This is a genomic window from Saccharothrix sp. NRRL B-16314 (assembly GCF_000716595.1).
Taxonomy (GTDB): Bacteria; Actinomycetota; Actinomycetes; order Mycobacteriales; family Pseudonocardiaceae; genus Actinosynnema.
On sequence record NZ_JNXC01000013.1, the window covers coordinates 20,583 to 40,784 of the forward strand.

At 72.0% G+C, this 20,202-nt stretch carries 18 protein-coding genes; 8 read left to right on the forward strand and 10 right to left on the reverse strand.

Features of this window, described 5'->3' with window-relative positions; translation table 11 throughout:
- Positions 1–324 precede the first annotated feature (324 nt).
- Together OQ02_RS20130 and OQ02_RS20135 are read right to left on the reverse strand one after the other, a co-directional pair.
- Complete coding sequence (locus OQ02_RS20130) at positions 325–3,204, reverse strand: AAA family ATPase (protein ID WP_033440055.1); 2,880 nt, start codon at positions 3,202–3,204, stop codon at positions 325–327.
- Entirely contained in the window at positions 3,201–4,343 is a 1,143-nt protein-coding gene (locus tag OQ02_RS20135; RefSeq protein ID WP_033440160.1) for an exonuclease SbcCD subunit D, read from the reverse strand. The genes OQ02_RS20130 and OQ02_RS20135 overlap by 4 nt, the downstream gene beginning before the upstream one ends.
- Positions 4,344–4,440: 97 nt before the next feature.
- On the opposite strand from OQ02_RS20135, the gene OQ02_RS20140 reads away from it, so the two are divergent.
- Together OQ02_RS20140 and OQ02_RS20145 are read left to right on the forward strand one after the other, a co-directional pair.
- Entirely contained in the window at positions 4,441–5,379 is a 939-nt protein-coding gene (locus tag OQ02_RS20140; RefSeq protein WP_033440056.1) for a DNA recombination protein RmuC, read from the forward strand.
- A gap of 38 nt (positions 5,380–5,417) precedes the next feature.
- Complete coding sequence (locus tag OQ02_RS20145) at positions 5,418–6,197, forward strand: DUF6542 domain-containing protein (protein WP_033440057.1); 780 nt, start codon at positions 5,418–5,420, stop codon at positions 6,195–6,197.
- An 11-nt stretch (positions 6,198–6,208) separates the two neighbouring features.
- On the opposite strand, the gene OQ02_RS20150 is transcribed toward OQ02_RS20145, so the two are convergent.
- Both OQ02_RS20150 and OQ02_RS20155 read right to left on the reverse strand, forming a co-directional pair.
- Positions 6,209–6,706 (reverse strand): methylated-DNA--[protein]-cysteine S-methyltransferase, encoded by a 498-nt coding sequence (locus OQ02_RS20150; RefSeq protein ID WP_033440058.1) that lies wholly within the window; start codon positions 6,704–6,706, stop codon positions 6,209–6,211.
- Complete coding sequence (locus tag OQ02_RS20155) at positions 6,703–7,980, reverse strand: AlkA N-terminal domain-containing protein (RefSeq protein ID WP_033440059.1); 1,278 nt, start codon at positions 7,978–7,980, stop codon at positions 6,703–6,705. The genes OQ02_RS20150 and OQ02_RS20155 overlap by 4 nt, the downstream gene beginning before the upstream one ends.
- 80 nt (positions 7,981–8,060) lie before the next feature.
- On the opposite strand from OQ02_RS20155, the gene ychF reads away from it, so the two are divergent.
- Together ychF and OQ02_RS20165 are read left to right on the forward strand one after the other, a co-directional pair.
- Complete coding sequence (ychF, locus tag OQ02_RS20160) at positions 8,061–9,140, forward strand: redox-regulated ATPase YchF (protein WP_033440060.1); 1,080 nt, start codon at positions 8,061–8,063, stop codon at positions 9,138–9,140.
- Between the two features lie 91 nt (positions 9,141–9,231).
- Positions 9,232–10,014, forward strand: coding sequence for a DUF3800 domain-containing protein (locus tag OQ02_RS20165; protein WP_231500128.1), 783 nt, complete (start codon positions 9,232–9,234; stop codon positions 10,012–10,014).
- A gap of 333 nt (positions 10,015–10,347) precedes the next feature.
- Here the strand turns inward: OQ02_RS20165 and OQ02_RS20170 are convergent, their stop codons facing one another.
- A complete protein-coding gene (locus OQ02_RS20170) occupies positions 10,348–10,923 on the reverse strand; it encodes a Uma2 family endonuclease (protein ID WP_033440061.1) in 576 nt (191 codons plus the stop codon).
- Positions 10,924–11,346: 423 nt separating this feature from the next.
- On the opposite strand from OQ02_RS20170, the gene OQ02_RS20175 reads away from it, so the two are divergent.
- On the forward strand, positions 11,347–12,576 hold the full coding sequence (locus OQ02_RS20175) for a mannosyltransferase (protein ID WP_156077164.1): 1,230 nt from the start codon (positions 11,347–11,349) through the stop codon (positions 12,574–12,576).
- Here OQ02_RS20175 and OQ02_RS20180 read toward each other — a convergent pair.
- Entirely contained in the window at positions 12,532–12,825 is a 294-nt protein-coding gene (locus tag OQ02_RS20180; protein ID WP_033440062.1) for a 4a-hydroxytetrahydrobiopterin dehydratase, read from the reverse strand. The two genes, OQ02_RS20175 and OQ02_RS20180, sit on opposite strands and share 45 nt — an antisense overlap.
- A gap of 137 nt (positions 12,826–12,962) precedes the next feature.
- Between OQ02_RS20180 and OQ02_RS20185 the strand changes: the two genes are divergently transcribed.
- The 3 genes from OQ02_RS20185 to OQ02_RS20195 are packed head-to-tail and all read left to right on the forward strand — an operon-like array spanning position 12,963 to position 16,563.
- Positions 12,963–13,997: a thiamine ABC transporter substrate-binding protein gene (locus OQ02_RS20185; protein WP_081915797.1), complete on the forward strand. Its 1,035-nt coding sequence runs from the start codon at positions 12,963–12,965 to the stop codon at positions 13,995–13,997.
- Positions 13,973–15,592 carry an ABC transporter permease gene (locus OQ02_RS20190; protein WP_033440064.1) on the forward strand — a complete coding sequence of 540 codons (1,620 nt, stop codon included), beginning with the start codon at positions 13,973–13,975 and terminating at the stop codon, positions 15,590–15,592. The genes OQ02_RS20185 and OQ02_RS20190 overlap by 25 nt, the downstream gene beginning before the upstream one ends.
- On the forward strand, positions 15,592–16,563 hold the full coding sequence (locus OQ02_RS20195) for an ABC transporter ATP-binding protein (protein ID WP_033440065.1): 972 nt from the start codon (positions 15,592–15,594) through the stop codon (positions 16,561–16,563). The genes OQ02_RS20190 and OQ02_RS20195 overlap by 1 nt, the downstream gene beginning before the upstream one ends.
- 8 nt (positions 16,564–16,571) lie before the next feature.
- On the opposite strand, the gene OQ02_RS20200 is transcribed toward OQ02_RS20195, so the two are convergent.
- From OQ02_RS20200 to OQ02_RS20215, 4 genes are read right to left on the reverse strand one after another with little or no spacing between them, the layout of a single operon-like run.
- Positions 16,572–17,219, reverse strand: a complete 648-nt coding sequence (locus OQ02_RS20200; protein WP_063747112.1) for a GNAT family N-acetyltransferase — start codon at positions 17,217–17,219, stop codon at positions 16,572–16,574.
- 4 nt (positions 17,220–17,223) lie between these two features.
- Positions 17,224–18,057: an ABC transporter permease gene (locus tag OQ02_RS20205; RefSeq protein ID WP_033440066.1), complete on the reverse strand. Its 834-nt coding sequence runs from the start codon at positions 18,055–18,057 to the stop codon at positions 17,224–17,226.
- Positions 18,054–19,073: an ABC transporter ATP-binding protein gene (locus OQ02_RS20210; RefSeq protein ID WP_033440067.1), complete on the reverse strand. Its 1,020-nt coding sequence runs from the start codon at positions 19,071–19,073 to the stop codon at positions 18,054–18,056. Before OQ02_RS20210 ends, OQ02_RS20205 begins: the two co-directional genes overlap by 4 nt.
- On the reverse strand, positions 19,070–20,197 hold the full coding sequence (locus OQ02_RS20215; RefSeq protein WP_033440068.1) for a LolA family protein: 1,128 nt from the start codon (positions 20,195–20,197) through the stop codon (positions 19,070–19,072). The genes OQ02_RS20210 and OQ02_RS20215 overlap by 4 nt, the downstream gene beginning before the upstream one ends.
- Positions 20,198–20,202 lie beyond the last annotated feature (5 nt).

The following is a 20,202-nucleotide window of genomic DNA, read 5'->3' on the forward strand; positions in this document are numbered from 1 at the left end:
GGCCCTCGACGAAGACGTCGATCCGGTTGGGTCCCCCGGAGACGGCGGCCGGGTTGTGCAGGAACACGCCGCCAAGGCTTTCCCGGCCCGACCACGACCCGTTCCAGTACTGATCCGGTTGGGGCCCTACGAGACGACGGCGGGGTTGTCGATGACGACGCCGCCGAGGCCGAATGGCTGAAAAATGTTTCATCCACACTGGTGCGCGAATTCCCCGGGAAGGGTGCTTTCCCGTCCCGTCCGATGACTCGCCGTGATTCGGCGCGGACATCAATCCGAGCGGTCGAACCCCGTTGGGATCGGACGGGCGCAGCGGGCCGCCCGCTACGCCGTCAGTTCCAGCGTCGAACCCTCGCGGGCCTTGCGGACCCGCAGCCTCGTCGGGATGCGTTGCCGCAGCTCCTCCACGTGCGAGACGAGACCGACGACCCGGCCGCCGGCGCGCAGCTCGTCCAGCGTGGTCATCACCAGTTCCAGGGTCTCGGCGTCGAGCGTGCCGAACCCCTCGTCGATGAACAGCGTGTCGAGCACGGCACCCGCCGCGACCACGTCCGCCAGGCCCAGCGCCAACGCCAGCGAGGCCAGGAACGATTCGCCGCCGGACAGCGTCTTCGCCGGCCGTTGCTGCCCCGAGTAGTCGTCCATGACGTCCAGCCCCAGCCCGCCCCTGGTGCCGCGCGGACCGGCCTCGGTCGAGTGCACGAACCGGTAGCGGCCCTGGCTCATGCGGTCCAAACGCGCGCTCGCCGCCACCGCGACCTCCTCCAGCCGCGCGGCCAGCACGTAGGTGCGCAGGGTCATGCTCTTGGAGTTCTGGCCCAGGCCGTTGATCACGTCCGTCAACGCGTCCAGCTCGGCGTACTCGGCCTCCACCGGCTCCAGCCGCAGCCACGCGGCCCGGAGCTGCTCGGCCAGCGCGGCGGCGCGGTTCGCCCTGGTGCGGGCGTTGGTCAGCGCCGTGGTGGCCTCGGTCGCCCGTTCGGTCGCGCGGCGGAACCGCTCCTCCGCGCCCGTCACGTCGACCTCGGCGTCCGGGTCGACGTCGGGCAGCTCGGCCAGCGTGCTCTCCGCCGCGGTCCGGGTCTTCTCGACGTCGCGGATACGGGTCTCCAGCTCGGCGACCGCGGCGGCCGGGCGTGCGGCGGCCAAGGCGTCCGCCACGTCCGCGAACCCGGCTTCCGACGCCAGCCGCGCCACCTCCAGGCGCTGGTCGGCGAGGCGCTCCTCGTGCTCGGTCACGGCCGCGCGTCGCGTCGCCAACGCGGTCAGGGCGTCGGCCAGGTCGCCGAGGTGCGCCCGGCGGGTCACCACGTCCGGGAAGTCGCCGCGCGCCTCCTCCAGCCGCGCACCCCGCTCTTCGACGACCTCCACGAGCTGCGCGCGCTGCGTGCGCGCCTCGGTCAGCCGGCGTTCCAACGTCCCGCGCTGCTCGAGCGCCCGCTCCACCTGGTCTTCCAGCTCGGCCAGCGCGGCCTGCCTGCTCTCCAGCTGCTCGGCCGACGCGGCCACGGACCGGTGTTCGCGCTCCAGCTCGGCCGGCGGCCGGTCGCCCAGCTGCTCGCGCAGCAACCCCAGCCGCGCTTCGAGCTTCTGCGACTTCTGCTCGGCCCGCTGCCGCACGTCGAGCGCGTGCTGGTCTTCTTCGGCGGCCCGCTCCTCGTCGACCGCCGTCACCGCGTTCAGCACCGGCTGCGCGGGCGACGGGTGCTCGGCCGAACCGCACACCGGGCACTCGTGGCCCGCGCGGAGCTGTTCCGCCAGCTCGACGGCCATGCCGTCCAACCGTTCCCGACGGATCCGGAGCAGCTTCTCGCGCGCCTTCTGCTGCGCGTCCACCGCGACCCGCCGCGCGTCGTCCGCCTCCCGGAACGCCCGCTCGACGCGGGGCAGCTCGGCCGCGGCGGCAGCCAGGCCGGACACCTGCGCCAGCCGTGCGGCGGCCTCGGCCGACTCCTCGACGCCCGCCTTCGCGGCGGCCAGCTTGAGCGGCACCTCGTCCAACTGCGTGACGAGCGCGGCCAGCTGCTGCGACGTCGCGGCCACGTCCTTGTCCAGCTGCACGATCCGCCGCTGCTCGACGCGCTGCCGCTCGGCTTCGGCCGCCAAGCTCGTCAGGCCGCCCGCCTCCTCGCGCAGGCGTTCACCGTCGCCGCGCAGGTCGGTGCCCTGGTAGCCGAGGGCCCGCACGGCGTCGGCCGCGGCCCGCTCGTGGTCGACGGCGGCGGCGAGGTCGCGTTCCAGGTCGACCGCCCGCTTCTGCGCGGGCACGACGACGGCGGCCTGCCGGGCCGCGTCACGTTCGGCGACCCACGCCCGCAGGCTCGGTTCCGCTTCGGCGCACCGGTCAAGGTTCAGCCGCGCCTGCCGCACCCGCCGCACGCGTTCGTGCCGCGCCCGTGCCTCCTGCCAGTCCTTCTCCGCGTCGGCCCGGACGGCGCCCGCCTCGCCCGCCAGCTGGTCGGCGTCCCGCTCGGCCTCGTCCAGCCGCTTGAGCAGGGAGCTGAGCCACTCCTGGTCGCCACCGGACTCCGGCGGCTCCTCGTGCGCGGCCTCGGCGGCCCGCTGCACCAGGTCGCGGTGCGCGAGGCCGAGCTGGTCGACCTCGCGCTTGCACTCCTTGCGGCGCTCGCGGAACCACTTCTCCACGTCCAGGAAGCGTTCCGTGCCGAACAGCTTCTCCAGCAGCTTCTCCCGCTCGGCCGTCTCCGCGCGCAGGAACCTGGCGAACTCGCCCTGCGGCAGCAGCACCACCTGGAAGAACTGCTCGGCCGTCATCCCGAGCAGCCCTTCGACCTCGCGGGCCACGTCGTCGATGCGGCTGTGGCCCTCGCCGGTCCACCCGCTGATCCACGTCAGCGACACCTGGGCCTGCTGCCGGGTCGCGCCGTCGCCGCGCTTCTTCGGCCGCTCGTACTCGGGACTGCGCTTGATCCGGAACCGCCGCCCGCGCACGGTCAGCTCGAGGTCGACGTACGTCTCGGTGTCGCGGTGGGCGTAGTCGCAGCGCAGCCGCTTCACGTCGCCGCGCGCCCCGGGGACCTTGCCGAACAACGCGAACGCCACCGCGTCCAGCAGCGTCGTCTTGCCCGCGCCCGTGTCGCCGTGCAGGAGGAACAGGCCGTCCGCGCCGAGGACGTCGAAATCGACCTCCTGGCTGCCCGCGTAGGGGCCGAAACCGCTGACCTCCAACCGGTGCAGCTTCACGCCTCACCCTCCCGGGCCGCCGCCGCGAACGCCTCGCGCAGCAGGTCCAGCTCACGCGGACCCGGCACGTCGCCGCGCACGTCCTCGATGAAGCAGCAGGCGATCTCCTCGTCGCTGCGACCGCGGACCCGTTCGGCGAACCGCAGCTCGCCCGTCCGACCGCCCTCCGGCCGCCACTCCACGTGCACCGCGTGCGCGAAGCGGGACTGCAAGCGCCGCAACGCGTCCAGCGGGCGCACCCGGTCCGTCAGCGTCACCGAGAGGAAGTGGTCCTCGACCGGCTCGTGGTCCGGGTCGAGCAGCAGGTCTTCGAGCGCGCCGCTCAACGTCGACAACGCGCGGGGCACCGGCAGCGACCGGCGTTCGACCCCGGCCAGCCCGCCCGCGTCCAGGTCGACCAGCCACACCGACTTGTGGTGCCGCGCCTCGGAGAACGAGTAGGCCACCGGGCTGCCCGAGTACCGCAGGTGATCGGCCAGCGTCTGCTGCCCGTGCAGGTGGCCCAGCGCCACGTAGTCGACACCGGCGAACACCGCGCCCGACACGTCCTGCACGCCGCCCACCGCGATCGTGCGCTCCGACTCGCACGGCTCGCCGCCCGTCACGAACGCGTGCGCCAGCACCACCGACCGCGTGCCCGGCCGCGCGCCGAGGTCTTCCTTGATCAGCCGCATCGCCTCGGTGAGCACGCCGCCGTGGCCCTTGGCGTCGACGCCCAGCGCGTGCCGCGCCGTTTCCGGCTCCAGGAAAGGGATTCCGTACACGGCGACCGGTCCGTGCGCGTCGGCGAACAGCACCGGCTCGTGCAGCTCCGCGATCCTCGTGCGCAGGTGCAGCCCGCCCGCCTCGGTGAACGCGCCCAGGAAACCCAGCCTGGCCGCCGAGTCGTGGTTCCCCGGCGTGATCACGATCTGCGCGCCCGCCGCTCGGATGCGCTTGAGCACCCGGGAGCACACCGCGACCGCCTCGGCGTTGGGCACCGCCCGGTCGAACAGGTCGCCCGCCACCACGACCACGTCGATCCGCTCGTCCGACACGGTGTCCGCCAGCCCGCCCAGCACCGACTCCTGCTCCGGCAGCAGGTCACGGCCGTGGAAGGTGCGCCCCACGTGCCAATCGGACGTGTGCAGGATCTTCACGGCGATCACGCTAGGGCCGTGCGGGCGCGAACCGCCGAACCCCGCTCGGCGTGTCGCTCGAACGTGTGGTCGGACACCCATGCGCGATGATCGGGGGATGACGGCGGTCCTCAGCACGGCGGCGGTGGTCGTGGCACTCCTGCTCGCGGGTGCACTGGTGTTCCTCTGGCGGCTCTACCAGGACGGCGTTCGGCGCACCGACGCCGCGCTGGCCGCGGTGAAGGCCGAACGGGAACGCGGCGACGCGCAGTGGGTGGCGTTGCAGCGGTACGAGGTGGCGTTCTCCTCGGTCAGCGGTCGCGGTGAACTGGGTGAGAAGGTGCTGGTGGAGACGGCGCGGGCGCTGGGCCTGCGCGAGGGCATCCACTTCAGCCTCCAGGTCGACGTCGCCGGCGGCGGTGCCGTGCGGCCGGACCTGGTGCTCAACGTCGGCGGCGGGCGGCAGGTGCCCGTGGACGCGAAGATGAGCATGGCCACGTGGGCGGAGGCGGTCGAGACCGACGACCCGTCCGAGCGCGTCGACGCGTTGCGCGTGCACGTCCGGAACATCCGGTCGCGCGCGGCCGAGCTGGCGGGCAAGGGCTACCAGCGGTGGGCGGACGCGATCTACGGGACGATCATGTTCGTGCCCAACGACGGCGCCGTGGTGGCGGCCCTCGACACCGATCCCGAGCTGCTGCGGTGGCTGCTCGACCGGCGGGTGTTCCTGTGCGGGCCGACCGGGTTCGCGGTGATCGCGTCAGCGGCGATGTTCGCGGTGACCGACCGGGCGCTGGCGGCCGACGTGGAGGAGGTCAGGGCGGCGGCCTCCCGCGCGCACCGGGCCGCGGACGGCGCCGTCGAGGCGGTGAACCTGTCGAGCACCCACCTCCAGCGGTTCCTGTCGGCGCGGCGGCGCGAGCTGGAGGCGTTGGAGGGGTTCCGGGCGGCGGTGGAGCCGCTGAGCCACGCATCGTCCGACGTCACGCCCCTGCCGCTGGTGCGGCGGGCGGACGAAGCCGGCGTTGGTGCACCCTTGGAGGCCCGAGAGGCGTAATAGAGTGTGTCGGGACTGAGCCGAACTAGGAGTGTGCGTTGACCGCTGCAACGCGTGACGACTCGCGCAGCGAGCCGGAGGACGAGGCGATCGCCGTCCGCTGGAACGACCGCGCCATGTTCGGCAGCTTCCGAGGTCTGCCCTGGTGGGCGGCGGTGGCCATCGCGTTCGTGGTGGCGATCGTCGGCACGTTCATCGACGTGGGCTCGGCCGGGAAGACCGTCGGCCTGGTGTTCGCCGTCTTGTTCTTCGTCGGGTGCGTCGGCGCGGTGGTGTTCGTCGAGCGGCGCTCGATGTTCGGCCCGATCGTCCAGCCGCCGCTGGTCCTGGCGATCGTGGTGCCGCTGGTGGTGGTGCTCGTCCAGGGCATGCCCACCGGTGGGCTGGCGTCCGTCGGGCTCAAGCTGGGCACGCCGCTGATCGACGGGTTCCCGGCGATGGCGCTGACCACGGCGTGCACGGTGATCATCGGGATCATCCGGGTGATGACCCAGAAGGACCCGAACCGGCTGACGAAGGACGAGATCCGCGAGGCCAAGCGCAAGCCGGGCAAGCCCCGCCGCGCCGACCGCTCGGACCACTCAGACCGCCCGGATCGGGCCGAGCGGCCGTCGTCGGAGGACCGCCCCAAGCGGCCACGCGGTGAACGCGGTGAGCCCGAGCGCCGTCGTCCCGCGGCACCGCCCGCGGACGAGGACCGCCCGAAGCGCCCCCGTCCACCGGCCGCTGGTGGTGCGGACCGTCCCCGCCGTCCCGCGCCGCCCCGTGACGGCGCCCGTCCCGCGCGCCGGCCCCGGCCGCCGCGCGACGAGGACTGACCCGGCGGTCCTCAGGACTCGTGGTCCAGGAGCCAGCGCTTGATGTGCGCGCCCCAGCGGAAGTTGCCGATCGCGCCGCCCGTCCGGATCACGCGGTGGCAGGGGACGAACAGGGTGGCGGCGTTGCGCGCGCACGCGGTGGCGGCGGCTCGCACGGCAGCCGGGCGTCCTGCCAGCAGGGCGTAGTCGGCGTAGCTGACGGGCTTGCCCGCCGGGACGGTGCGGAGCGCGTCCCACGCCTGCTGCAGGAACTCGCCCGAGCGCTGGCGGACCGGGATGCCGGCGATCGCGTCCAGGTCACCCCCGTGGTACGCCCGGACCGCCTTCGTCACCGCGCCCAGGTCACGGCGGGTGGTGAGGGTGGTCGGGCGCAGGGACGGGGAGATCTGGGGGAGCAGGTCGTCGGTGCTCGCGGTCCAGCCGCTGGCCAGCACGGCGCCGTCCATGGCGACGATGGCGGTGAAAGGGCTGATCGGGGTGTCGATGGTCGACACGTGGCCGGTGCTCACGCGGTCCTCCTGAGGTGCATCGCGGCGTAGGAGCGCCAAGGGCGCCATGCGGTGTTGTCGCTGGTGGAGCTGGTCAAGGGGATGTCGGGGGCGCCGAGGACGCGCATCACGACGTACGAGGCGACGCGCGGGCCGATGCCGGGGAACGCCGACAGCTCGGCGTGCAGCTCGTCGGCGTCACGGCCGACGTCGACCTTCAACGTGCCGTCCGCCAGCGCACGGGCCACCGGCGAATCGATCGCCGACGGCGCCGGGTACAGGTGCGTGACCTGGCCGTCCGGGCGTTCCAGCCGTTCACCCGGCGCTTCGTGGCCGAGCGCGCGGAGCAGGGTTTCCGCGCCGTCGACGCTGCCCGGCAGCCGCACGCCCGGCCGGGCCAGGACCGACGGGCGCAACGCCGGATCGGTGGACAGGAAGTCGTCCACGGCCACCGGGTCGGCGTCCAGATCCAGCAGTCGGCGCACCCGGCTCACGGCGCTGCCCAGATCACGCAGGTCGGTCAACCGCAGCGAGCACGACACGTGGCCCGCCGCCGGTTCCAGCAGGACGGTCGCCTGGCCGTGCGGCAGGCGCAGCGAGCGCGCGTAGCTGTCGTCGGTCACGTGCTCCACGCCGGGGATGGCGTTGACGCGGAAGTAGGCGAGCAGGCCCGCCGCGTCGAACGGCGGCCGGTACGGGAGGCGCAGCGTGATCCGGCCCGCCGTGGCGGACGCGGCGCGGGCCGCGCGCATGGTCGACGGGGTGGCCGCGAACACCGTGCGGATCGTGTCGTTGAACTGCCGCACGCTGGCGAAGCCGGCGGCGAACGCGATGTCCGCGAACGACAGGTCCGTCGTCTCGATCAGCAGGCGCGCGGAGTGCGCGCGGTGGGCGCGGGCCAGTGCCAGCGGCCCGGCGCCCACTTCGGCGGTGAGGACGCGGGTCAGGTGGCGTTCCGAGTAGCCCAGGCGTGACGCCAGGCCGGGGACGCCCTCGCGCTCCACCACGCCGTCCGAGATGAGGCGCATGGCGCGGGCGGCGAGGTCGGCCCGGAGGTTCCACTCCGGTGAGCCGGGCACGGCGTCCGGCAGGCACCGCCGGCACGCCCGGTAGCCGGCGGACTGGGCAGCGGCGGCGGTGGGGTAGAACTCGGCGTTGCGGCGCTTGGGCGTCATGGCGGGGCAGGACGGGCGGCAGTAGATGCGGGTGGTGCGCACCGCGAGGATGAAGCACCCGTCGAAGCGGGCGTCGCGGGCCGCGACGGCCCGGTACGCGCGTTCGTCGTCGAGGAGCATGGACACCACTCTGCCAGCGGCGGCAGGTGTGGTCTCGCGGGAATCGGACACCGCACCGGGGACGCGTAGACTCACCCACCGTGAGTTTGACCCTCGGCATCGTCGGCCTGCCCAACGTCGGCAAGTCCACCCTGTTCAACGCCCTCACGCGCAACGACGTGCTGGCGGCGAACTACCCGTTCGCGACCATCGAGCCGAACGTCGGCGTGGTGTCGCTGCCCGATGAGAGGCTCGGCCGGCTGGCGGAGATCTTCGGCTCCGAGCGCGAGGTGCCGGCGGTGGTGTCGTTCGTCGACATCGCGGGCATCGTGAAGGGCGCGTCCGAAGGCGCCGGGCTGGGGAACAAGTTCCTCGCCAACATCCGTGAGGCCAACGCGATCTGCCAGGTCATCCGGGTGTTCGACGACTCGGACGTGGTGCACGTCGACGGCCGCGTCGACCCGGTGTCCGACATCGAGACGATCAACACCGAGCTGATCCTCGCGGACCTCCAGACCCTCGAGAAGGCCATTCCCCGGCTGGAGAAGGAAGCGCGGACGCAGAAGGACCGCCGTCCGGTGCTCGAGGCGTCGCAGAAGGCGCGCGACGTCCTCGACAGCGGGCGCACGCTGTTCTCCGCGCAGTCCGAGGTGGACGGCGCGCTGCTGCGCGAGCTGAGCCTGCTCACGTCCAAGCCGTTCCTGTACGTGTTCAACGCCGACGAGGCCGTGCTCACCGACGAGGCGAAGCTCAAGGAGCTGCGCGAGCTGGTGGCGCCCGCGGACGCGGTGTTCCTGGACGCGAAGGTCGAGGCGGAGCTGCTGGAGCTGGACGAGGAGTCCGCCCGGGAGCTGCTGGAGTCGATCGGCCAGCACGAGCCGGGCCTGCACGCCCTGGCCCGCGCGGGCTTCCACACCCTGGGCCTCCAGACGTACCTCACGGCCGGCCCGAAGGAATCCCGTGCGTGGACCATCCCCAAGGGCGCGACCGCGCCGCAGGCCGCCGGGGTGATCCACACGGACTTCGAGCGGGGCTTCATCAAGGCCGAGGTCGTCTCGTTCGCGGACTTGGTGGAAGCCGGCTCCATGGCCGCCGCGAAGGCCGCGGGCAAGGTGCGCATGGAGGGCAAGGACTACGTGATGGTCGACGGCGACGTGGTCGAGTTCCGCTTCAACGTCTGATCGTGCTACCGGTGAGGTCTGCGGAGTCGCGACGACGTCCGGTTCGGACGACCTGGCGTAGGAAAGGTTCACGGGGCTGACCAAGCGAGATGTGTACGTCTATATCGACGAGACTGGTGATCGTGGGGGATCGCTGAAATCCAGTCCGATCTTCGGTATGGCAGCGGTGCTTCTGGACGAGGCAGGGCAACACGAACTTCGTGCTGCGGTCGATCGGCTGCGGCTGGATTTCGCTGTGCCTGCCAACAAGGTCATGTCGTGGAAAGAGCACGTCAAGACGCATGACCGCCGTAGGCACGCCGCAGAGGTGCTTCGCAACGTCAACGGTCTTCGCTTGTGCTACGTCTACAGCGTCAAGAGCGCACTTGCCGCCGAGTCGTACCTGAACGACGCTCAGCGCTTCTACAACTACGTCGCATACAAGATCTACAAGTCGGTGTTGTGGGCCGCTCGCGATTGGAAGGGTCCGGGCGTTCGGGTGTGGACCCGCTTTGGTCATGTGAAGGGACACGACCACCGCACCACCGATGAGTACATCAAGCTGCAGGCGGCTGCGGATCCCACGGTCCCGCATGAGCTGGAACAGGGCCTGAGGTGGGTGTCGGCCAACACCTATCGGGAGAGTCAAGCGGCTGACCTGTACGGAGGCTTCCTCAAGGCGGCGCTCTGGCCCGCGGGCGAGTTCGGCTACGTCGAACCGGCCTACCTGCTTCGCGTGTGGCCCCAACTGCGCAACAGCGCCGTTTGCGCGATTCCCCTGGGCATCATGTCGATGCCGGGGCATGAACTGCTTCAACGTGAGGAGTGGTTCCCCTGTGCGCAGTGCAGGACGTCGAACGGCTCCCCAGGAGCCTCCGGGGGCCAATCCACTTAAGGAGCGCGGTGGCAGCACCGCTGGCGATCCCCGACAGGCTCCTGGAGAGCCGTTGAGTACAGCTTAGCGGTCCTCTGCGGGGTGGCAACCCCTCTGGCCTGCGCTGAGGTGTGACTCGAGCAGCAGGGTGTCCACAGGTGCGTTCGGGTGTTGCCCGCTGAGGGGACGTGAGCGGTACGCGGGGCCGTCTCGAACCTTCGTTGATGGGGCAGGACACCCACGGACGCCTACACGTGGAGGCTGCGGTGCAAGGTTGGGCTCGGCCCGGCCGTGCTCCACCCCAGAACCAGCCCGAAGTCCGATTCGGTGTCTGACCGGGTCGGAGCCGGGCCGTCACCGGCCCGGCAGGAGCTTCGCCAGGTCGATGTCGATCTCGAACGGCAGCTGGACGTGCAGCGCGTCGCGGAAGACACCGGTCGGCGCGTAGGACTTGGTCGGCTCGTCCAGCTCGTACACGTGCACGACCGGGCCGGTGGCCTCGTCCTCGACCAGCCAGTAGTGCCGGATGCCCGCCGCGGCGTACTTCCGCAGCTTGACCGTGCGGTCCCGGAACGCTGATTCGGGTGACACGACCTCGACCGACAAGAGCACCTGACCCGGCTCGAAGAAGGTCCGGTCCGGGTCGTAGCGGGCGGACGACACGACGATGTCGGCCTCGAGCCGGTTGCGTGCGTCCAGCCGGATCGTCATCTCCCGGTCGACCTCGACACCGTCCGGTGCTTGATCATCAAGCGTCACGGTGAGCCGGGTGATGACTCGGCCGTGCCACGACCGCTGTGGGGCCATCATGAAAACGAGCGCTCCGTCGATGAGTTCGGTGTGGGGGGGCGCCTCGGCGAGTCGGTCCAGATCCTCCGCGAACCAGCCTTCGTCGCGCGGTGGTCGCATCCAGTCCGGCAAGTCGTTCATGAACTCAACGTAGTGCGATTCGATGAGTTGAGCAGCAATCATGGGTGATCGACTCCTTGGCGTGGCGTCGCTGGTGAACGCTAGGCCGCGGGCGGTCGCCCCGGTAGTCGCACGATGGCGTGGCCGAGGACGTCTGTTGGCCGCCGGCCCCGAATCCACCGTCCGTGAACGGCCTCGGGGCGGTGCGTTGAACGCACCGCCCCGAGGTAGTGTGCTGTGACGTCAGCGCACCTGGTTGCGGCTGTAGCGGGCCAGGGCGAAGACGCCCCCCGCGGTGGCGAGCATGCCCAGTGCGGCGACGGTGAACACGACGATGTCGGCGGTCATGCGGTTATCCCCTTGCGTTGATCTCCCTCACGTCTTGACGCCCGGGTACCCGGTTTCGTGGCCTGACAGTCGTGTAATTCACACAATCGTGGAGGGATGAGGGTGAGACTGCGCGCACTGGAGGGACGGGCACTCGCGTTCGCGCCGTGGGTGTTCGGCCTCTCCCTGCTCGGACACCTGGCGATGGTCGCCTTCCAGACGAAGATGACCATGGTGGACCTGATGGTCTACCGGAACGCCTCGCCCGAGCTGTTCACCGGTCTGCTCTACGAGTGGCGGCTGAAGGAGTTCTCCGACCAGTTCGCCCTCCCGTTCACCTACCCGCCGTTCTCCGCGCTCGTCTTCGTCCCGCTGTCGTGGGTGCCGTGGGGCGTGGCACGGTGGTTCTGGCAGCTGGTCAGCCTCGCCTGCCTGTGGTTCATCACCGCGAAGTCGCTGAAGCTCGCGGGCAGCGCCGACCCGCGCCGCGCCCTGCTCTGGACCGGCCTGTTCATCTGGGTCGAACCGGTCCGCACCACGCTGAACTACGGGCAGATCAACCTGGTGCTCGCGGCCCTCCTGCTCGGCACGATGGTCAGCGCGCGCAGTTGGGCGCAGGGCGCGGGTGTCGGCGTCGCGGCCGGGTTGAAGCTCACGCCCGCCATCTCCGGCCTCTACTTCCTGGTCACCCGCCGCTACAAGGCGGCGGTGTGGTCGATCGCGGCGTTCTTCGGCACGGTCGGCCTCGGCTACCTGATCTCGCCGAGCCTGTCGAACCAGTACTGGTTCCACCTGCTCGGTGACGCGACCCGCGTCGGCCCGGTCGGGTCGGCCATCAACCAGTCGCTGCGCGGCGCCCTGTCCCGCACGGTCGGCTACGACGTGGAGACCGGGCCGGTGTTCCTGGCCGGGGTGGCAGCGGCGGTCGTGCTCACCGGGTTCGCCCTGCACGCGGCGGTGAAGGCCCAGGACGCGCTGGCGATGATCGTCACCGTCCAGTTCCTCGGCCTGCTCGTCTCGCCGATCTCGTGGAGCCACCACTGGGTGTGGGCGGTGCCCGCGCTGATGTGGCTGGTGTACCGGGCGGGGCACCGGCTCGCGGCGATCACCGCGGTCGCGTGGCTCCTGGCCGTCGGCAGCTACCTGATCTCGTTCCTGCTCAACGTCCAGCCGTCGATCTGGGTCATCGAGCGGCCCTGGTACTACGCCGCGCTCGGCTGGGTGTACCCGGCTGTGGGCGTGCTCACGCTCGTCACCGTCGCCGTGGTGCTGCGACAGGCCACGGCCGAGCGGGCGCGGACGTCACAGGAAGACGTCGAGCACCCCGTCGATCTCCTCCGCGAGTGACACGTCCAGCGCGGTGATCCCGCCGCTGGAGTGCGTGCTGCACCGGAACGTCAGCGTGCGCCAGCGGATGTCGATGTCGGGGTGGTGGTTGTCGTTCTCCGCGATCTCCGCCACCCGGTTCACCACCTGGAGCGCCTGCGAGAAGCTCTCCAGCTCCACCGTGCGCACCAGTGCGGCGTCCTGGGCCTTCCACGAGGGCAACGTGGTCAGCGCGGCGGTCACCTGGTCGTCGGTCAGCAGTTCGGCCATGGCCCCGATCGTCCCACCGCGCGGGGTAAGCTGCGCGTTCACCACGGGAGTCCGGTGCTGCGCCGGGCTGAGAGGAAGGCGCGCGAGCCTTCGACCGTCCACACCTGATCCGGGTCATGCCGGTGTAGGGAGAGATGATGTTTCGACGAGTGCTGACCACGGTGGCCGCGTTCGCGCTGCTCACCGGCTGTTCCGTGACGGCGCAGGACGCGCCGCCGCCGGGAGAGCGGGTGGTCACGCTGGTGACGCACGACTCGTTCGCGCTGACCCCGGAGCTGCTGGAGAAGTTCAAGGCCGACACCGGCATCACGATCAAGCCGCTGGCCAGCGGTGACGCCGGCGAGGTGACGAACAAGCTGGTGCTCACCAAGGACGCCCCGATCGGTGACGTCGCGTTCGGCGTCGACTCCACGTTCGCCTCCCGTGCCCTCAAGGAGGGCGTGTTCGCCGAGTACGCGAGCCCGGAGGCGCAGAAGGGCGCGCAGCGCTACCAGCTCGACCCGCCGAACCGGCTGCACGCGGTGGACGTCGGCGACGTGTGCCTGAACATCGACGTGGCCGCGTTCAAGGACGTCGGCGAGCCGAAGCAGTACGCCGACCTGGCCGACCCGAAGTACAAGGACATGCTGGTGGTGGAGGACCCGGCCACGTCCTCGCCGGGTCTCGCGTTCCTGCTCGGCACGATCGCCACGTTCGGCGAGTCGAACTGGGAGAACTACTGGGGCCAGTTGACGGCGAACGGCGTGAAGGTCGTCAGCGGCTGGGAGGAGGCCTACACCCAGGACTTCTCCGGCTCGTCCGGCAAGGGGCCGCGGCCGATCGTGGTGTCCTACGCGTCGTCGCCGTCGGCGGAGATCGGTGACGACGGCACGCCGCGCACCAAGGCGCTGCTGGACACGTGCTACCGCCAGGTCGAGTACGCGGGCGTGCTGAACGGCGCGAAGAACCCCGAGGACGCCAAGAAGGTCGTCGACTTCCTGCTCGGCGAGCAGGTCCAGGCCGACGTGCCGGGCCAGATGTACGTCTACCCGTCCCGCGAGGGCGTCGCGCTGCCCGAGGCGTGGACGAAGGCCGCACCGCTGCCGGCCACCGCGCGGTCGCTTCCCGCCGCCGAGGTCGACGCGAACCGCGAGCGGTGGGTGCAGCAGTGGCGCACGTTGGTCCAAGGCTGAGTCGAAGCGCGAGGCCGGGTCCGAGGCTGGCCTGGTCGCTCGCGGCGCTGGTGCCGCTGGCGTTCCTGGGTGTGTTCTTCGCCTGGCCGGTGCTGGCGATCGTCGCGCTCGGCCTGGACGAGGGCGGCGTGCTGCCCGCCCTGGCCCGCGCCGACACCTTGGACCTGGTCGCGTTCACCCTCGGCCAGGCTGCCGCGGCGACGGGGTTGGCGCTGGTCACGGGCATGCCGGTGGCGTTCCTGCTGGCCCGCTGCCGGGTTCGCGGCGCGGGGGTGGTGCGGGCGGCGGTGATGGTGCCGTTCGTGCTGCCGACCGTGGTGGTGGGGCTGGCGTTCCGGGCGTTGTGGCCGGACGGCGGTGTGCTGCCGATCGTGCTGGCCAACGCGTTCTTCAACGTCGCCGTGGTCGCCCGCACCGTCGGCGGCCTGTGGGCGAGGGTGGATCGGCGCGCGGAGGACGCCGCCCGCGCGTTGGGCGCGTCACGCCTGCGTGCGTTCACGTCCGTGGTGCTGCCGTCGTTGGCTCCGGCGATCGGGTCGGCGGCGTCGGTGGTGTTCCTGTTCTGCGCCACCAGTTTCGGGGTGGTGCTGGTGCTCGGCGGTGCCCGCCACCGCACGTTGGAGACCGAGATCTACCTGCGAACGGTGCAGCTGTTCGACCTGTCGGGCGCGGCTGCGTTGTCGTTGGTGCAGTTCGTCGCCGTGGTGGCCGTGCTGCTGATCGGCGGCGCGGCCCGGCGGAAGCGGGAGAAGGGGCTGCCGCTGCGGATCGAGCCGCCGCGTCGGCCGGCGGGCGGCGAGTGGGGCGTGGTCGTGGCGGCCTGGCTGGTGGTGTCGGCGCTGCTCACGCCGGTGGTGGGGCTGCTGGTGCGATCCCTGGCGACTGCGGACGGCTGGAGCTTCGCCGGGTACGCGGCGCTGGCCGGCACGGGGGAGCGCGGCACGTTGGCGGTGTCCGGGCTCGACGCGGCGATGAACTCGGTGCGCACGGCCACGGACGCGACGGTGGTGGCGCTGCTGGTCGGCGTCGTCTCGGCGGTGGTGCTGGTGGGGCTGCGGCGGCACGGTTCGTGGTTCGCGGAGACCCTGGACACCGCGTTGATGCTGCCGCTGGGCGTGTCGGCGGTGACGCTCGGCTTCGGCTACCTGATCACGATGAACGCCCTGCCCGGCGATTTCCGCACGTCACCGCTGCTGGTGCCGCTGGCCCAGGCGTTGGTGGTGACGCCGCTGATCGTGCGGATCGTGCTGCCGGTGCTGCGCGCGGTGGACGAACGGCTGCGGCAGGCGGCGGCGACGCTGGGCGCGAGCCCGTGGCGGGTGTGGCGGGAGGTCGACTTCCCGCTGGCGTCGCGGTCGTTGCTCGCGGCGGCGGGGTTCGGGTTCGTGGTGGCGCTGGGCGAGTTCGGCGCGACGAGCTTCCTGGCCCGGCCGGACGCGCCGACGCTGCCGGTGGTGATCGCCCGGTTGATGTCGCGGCCCGGTGAGCTGAACAGCCAGATGGCTTACGCGGCGTGCGCGGTGCTGATGGTGGTGACGACCGCGGCGGTGCTGGTGATCGAGCGGCTGCGGGTGCCGAGCGGCGGGGAGTTCTGATGTCGTTGCGGGTCGACGGGTTGAGCGTCCACTACGGGCCGGTGGCCGCGGTGTCCGATGTGGACCTGGGCATCGCGGACGGCGAGGTGGTGGCGCTGCTCGGGCCGTCCGGGTGCGGCAAGTCGACGTTGCTGCGCGCGGTGGCCGGGTTGGAGCCGGTCGGCGCGGGCGTGGTGTCGTGGGACGGCGTCGACCTGGCGGGGACACCCGTGCACCGGCGGGGTTTCGGGCTGGTGTTCCAGGACGGCCAGCTGTTCCCGCACCGCGACGTGGCGGGCAACGTCGCGTTCGGGCTGCGGATGCGGCGGGTGGAGCGGGAGGCGCGCGACAAGCGGGTGGCGGAGCTGCTGGAGCTGGTGGGCCTGGCGGGCTACCGGAAGCGGCGGGTCACGTCGCTGTCCGGCGGTGAGCAGCAGCGGGTCGCGCTGGCCCGCGCGCTGGCGCCGCGGCCCAAGCTGCTGCTGCTGGACGAGCCGCTGTCCGCGCTGGACCGGGCGTTGCGGGAGCAGCTGGCGGTGGACCTGGCGCGGCTGCTGCGGGAGACCGGTGCGACCGCGTTGGTGGTGACGCACGACCACGACGAGGCGTTCACGCTGGCCGACCGGGTCGCGGTGATGCGGGCGGGCCGGATCGTGCAGGTCGGCGTGCCGACGGAGGTGTGGCAGCGGCCGGCGGACGTCGAGACGGCGCGGTTCCTGGGGTGCGGCAAGGTGTTGGCGGCGTCGGCGGCGCGGGCGCTGGTGGGGCTCGACGCGCGGGTCGGGCTGCGGGCGACGGCTTTGCGCGTCGACCCGGGGGGTGCGATCGAGGCGGAGGTGCTGGAACGCGTGCACCGCCGTGACCACGTCCGGCTGCTGGTGCGGGTGGAGGGCGAGGAGTTCGAGGCGGTGGCGCCGGTCGCGGAGCCGCCGGCACCGGGGGACCGGGTCAGGCTGTCGGTGGACCACGACGGGGTCGCGGTCATCGGCTGACCGGTCGGTCATCGGCCACCTGGGCGGTCGGCGGCGGGCGTGGAGGCCGGTGTGGCGGGTGCGGCGGCGGGCGCAGGTGCTGCGGCGGAGACGGGCGCGGCGGCAGCGAGAGCGGCGGCGGGTGCAGGTGCGGCAGCGGGGGCCGGTGCGGGGGCGAGGTCGAGGGCGTACTCGACGTCGCCGTGCTCCGCGCCCTCGATGTAGTCCGGCCACTCCTCGTGGAACGTCCGGACGTACCTCAGGCCGGCCTTCTCCAGCACCCGCCGCGACCCGGTGTTCACCGCCATCGCGTACGCCACGATCCGCTTCAACCCCGCCGCCGCACCGTGCGCCACCAGCGCGGACGCGCCCTCGGTCGCGTAGCCGCGCCCCCAGAAGTGCGGGTGCAGCCGATACCCGAGCTCGGCCACCCCCTCGCCGACCGGGCTCAGCTCGAACCAGCCGATGAACGCGCCCGAAGCCTTCTCGTGCGCCGCCCACCAGCCCGGTCCGCCCACCACCTTCGGCAGCACGACCCGCTCCACCTCGGCCCGTGACACCGGCTTGCCGTCCTCGATGTACCGCATCACCCGGGGCTCGCCCAGCAGCCACGCCACCAAGTCCACATCGGACTCGGCGAACCCTCGCAACGCCAACCGCTCGGTCTCCGGGAGCACGGACCTAATTGTCCTTGGTGGCCAACCGCATCGCCGCCAGGGACAACCCGATCAGGACGTAGCACCCGGCCACGACCGTGCCGCGCCACAGCTGCTCCGTCGGCAACGGGTCGCGCATGACGTCGATCATGCCCTCCCACGCCGACGTGATGAGGTACGGGTGCAGCCAGTCCAGCGCGCTGAACAGCCCCAGCACCGCGAACACGATCACACCGGCCATCGTCGCGGCCATCACCACCAGCGGGTGCTCGGTGCACGCCGAGATCGCCATCGCGATCGCCGCCACCCCCCACACCTGCACCGTGACCAGCGCGATCGTCAACGCGATCCGCCCGAGCCCTTCGCCGAACGACAGCGTCGAACCCGACAGCGTGAGCATCCCCTCACCGCCGAACAGCACCACGCCGGTGATCACGCCCACGACGGCGATCAACGTGACCGCCACCAACGACATGATCGCCACGCCGAACGACTTGATCGCCAGCAGCCGGATCCGCCCCACCGGCGAGAGCAGCAACCCCCGCAACGTGCCGTGCTGCGCCTCACCGGCCAGCCCGTCCGCCGCCCAGATCGCACCCACCAGCGGCAGGAGCAGGGGCAGCGCCAGGAACAGGGTGAACACCGGCAGCACCAGGCCGTTGCCCGCGATGATCGCGGCCAGACCCGGTCCCGCCGGGCCGTCGCCGTCGGTCGCGAACCACAGCCCCACCCCGGCCAGGATCGGCACCAGGCACAGCGAAGCCAGCCCGATCACGGTCCGCGGCCGGCGCAGGATCCAGCGCAGCTCCGAGCGCAGTTGCCTGCCCAGCGGAGCACGTGCCGCCACCAGCGCGGTCATCGGGTCCCCTCCTCGATCGTGTCCACCGCGGACAGGCTGTGCTCGGACTCCTCGGCCTCGGTGAGCCGCGCGAACAGGTCCTCCAGACCCGTCCGGTGGCGACGCGCCTCGTGCACCGCGACCCCCGCGTGCACCAACGTCTCCAGCACCACGGGCGCCGTCGTGCCGATGAGCTCGACCCGCACGCCCTCCGCGAAGGGCCGCGCCGAGATCCGGCCCGCGCGCAACGCGCTCAGCGCGTCGTCCACGTCCGGCGTGACGATCAGCAGCGAACTGCTGTCCGAGTGCAGCAACTCGGCCAGTTCCCCTTGCGCCACAACGGTTCCCCGGTGCAGCACGGCCACGTGCGTGCACGTCGCCTCGATCTCGCTCAGCAGGTGCGACGACACGACGACGGTGCTGCCCGCCTCGTGCAGGTCCGCGATCACCTTGCGCACCTCGCGCGTGCCCGCCGGGTCGAGGCCGTTGGTCGGCTCGTCCAGCACGATCAGCCTGCGCGGCACGAGCAGCGCCGACGCCAACCCCAGCCGCTGCTTCATGCCCAGCGAGTACCCCCGGTAACGCCGGTGCGCCGCGGCGGCGAGACCGACCCGCTCCAACGCGTCCTCCACGGCCTGCCGGATGTCACCGCTCGCCAGCAGCGGCTCGAACGCCGCCGCCCGCCGCAGGTTCTCCCGGCCGGTCAGGAAGGGGTGGAACCCCGGACCCTCGACCAGCGCGCCGACGTGCGGCAACGCCTGCGCCACGCCGTCGGGCAACGCCTTCCCCAGCAGCTCGACCTCACCCTCGGTCGGCCGCACGAGCCCGAGCAGCATGCGGATCGTGGTGGTCTTGCCCGACCCGTTCGGGCCGAGCATCCCGAGCACCGCACCCTCCGGCACGTCGAGATCCACCCTGTCCACCGCGACCGTGCGCCCGTACACCTTGCGCAGTCCCCGCGTCCGGGCCGCGAAGACCGGGGTGGAGCCGGCCGCCGAAGCAGCCGACCCCACCCGCGCGCTGGTCGAGGTGGTCACTTGACCTGGCCGATCGCGTCCAGCAGCACCTGCTCCGGCACCGCGCCCGCGACCACACGGCCGTCATCGGCGACGAGCACGCCGCCGACCCGCGTGGTGATGAGCGTGCCCGAGCCCCACGTGCCGCTGACCGGCTTGCCCAGCTGCTTCAGCAGACCCGCGACGTCGACGTCACCGCCTTCACCGCGCTGCGGACCACGCTCGGCCCTCTGCTCCTGCCGCTCGGCGAGATCGGCCAGGGCTTCCTGCGGGGTGCGTGCGGCCACCACGACGTCCCAGCCCTCACCGATGACCTGCGGCTTCGCCTCGGTCAACGCCTTCTCGGCGGCGGCCTTGTCGTCCGCCGTCGGCTCCTCGACGTCCGGCTCCGTCACCTTCGCCCCGGCGGGCGGGGCGAACGCGAACAGCGACGCGTCCTGCGGGCCGACGTTCAGCTCGGAGAACCCGACCTGAACGGCGGGCGCGTCCGTGCCGTTGGTCAGCACCGCCATCCGCAGCGGCACCCGCAGCTCCGAGTCGACCGCGATGCGCACCTCGCGCAGCACCGTCTTCTCGGTCGGCTTCGGCGTCAGCACCAGCTCGTACGCGGGCCGGTTCGCGACCCGCGCGGTGCCGTCGACCGTGACGTCGCTGTACTGCTGGATCGCCGCCACCACCTGCCGCGACACCGTCACCGGGTCGGTCGGCGCGGCCTGCTGGTCACCCAGCCCCGGCTGGTGCTCCTCGAACGAGCCGTGCGGCTTCTTCACCACGGTCTGCGCGGCCGAGTCCCACAGCCACGCGGTCTGGCCGTCGTCCACGAACGTGCGCTCCGAGTCGCCGCCCGGCAGCTGCACCCGGACCTTGCCCGTGCCGTCGCTCCACATCCGCACCGTGCTCGCGCCGTCCGACAGCTGCGGCACGCCGGCGAGCGCCGGGATGCCCAGGTCGTTGTTCACCGCGACCGAACCGCCGAACGCGGCCGGCTTGGCGTTGAGCACCGACTCGACCAGCGCCTCGGCGCTGACGTCCGGCAGCACCGGTGCGGGTCCCGCGCCGGCCGGCATCGCGAGCACCCCGAGCCCGGTGGCTCCGGCGACCACGCCGACCGCCGCCGCCACGACGGTCACCCTTCTCCGGTCCATGTCCC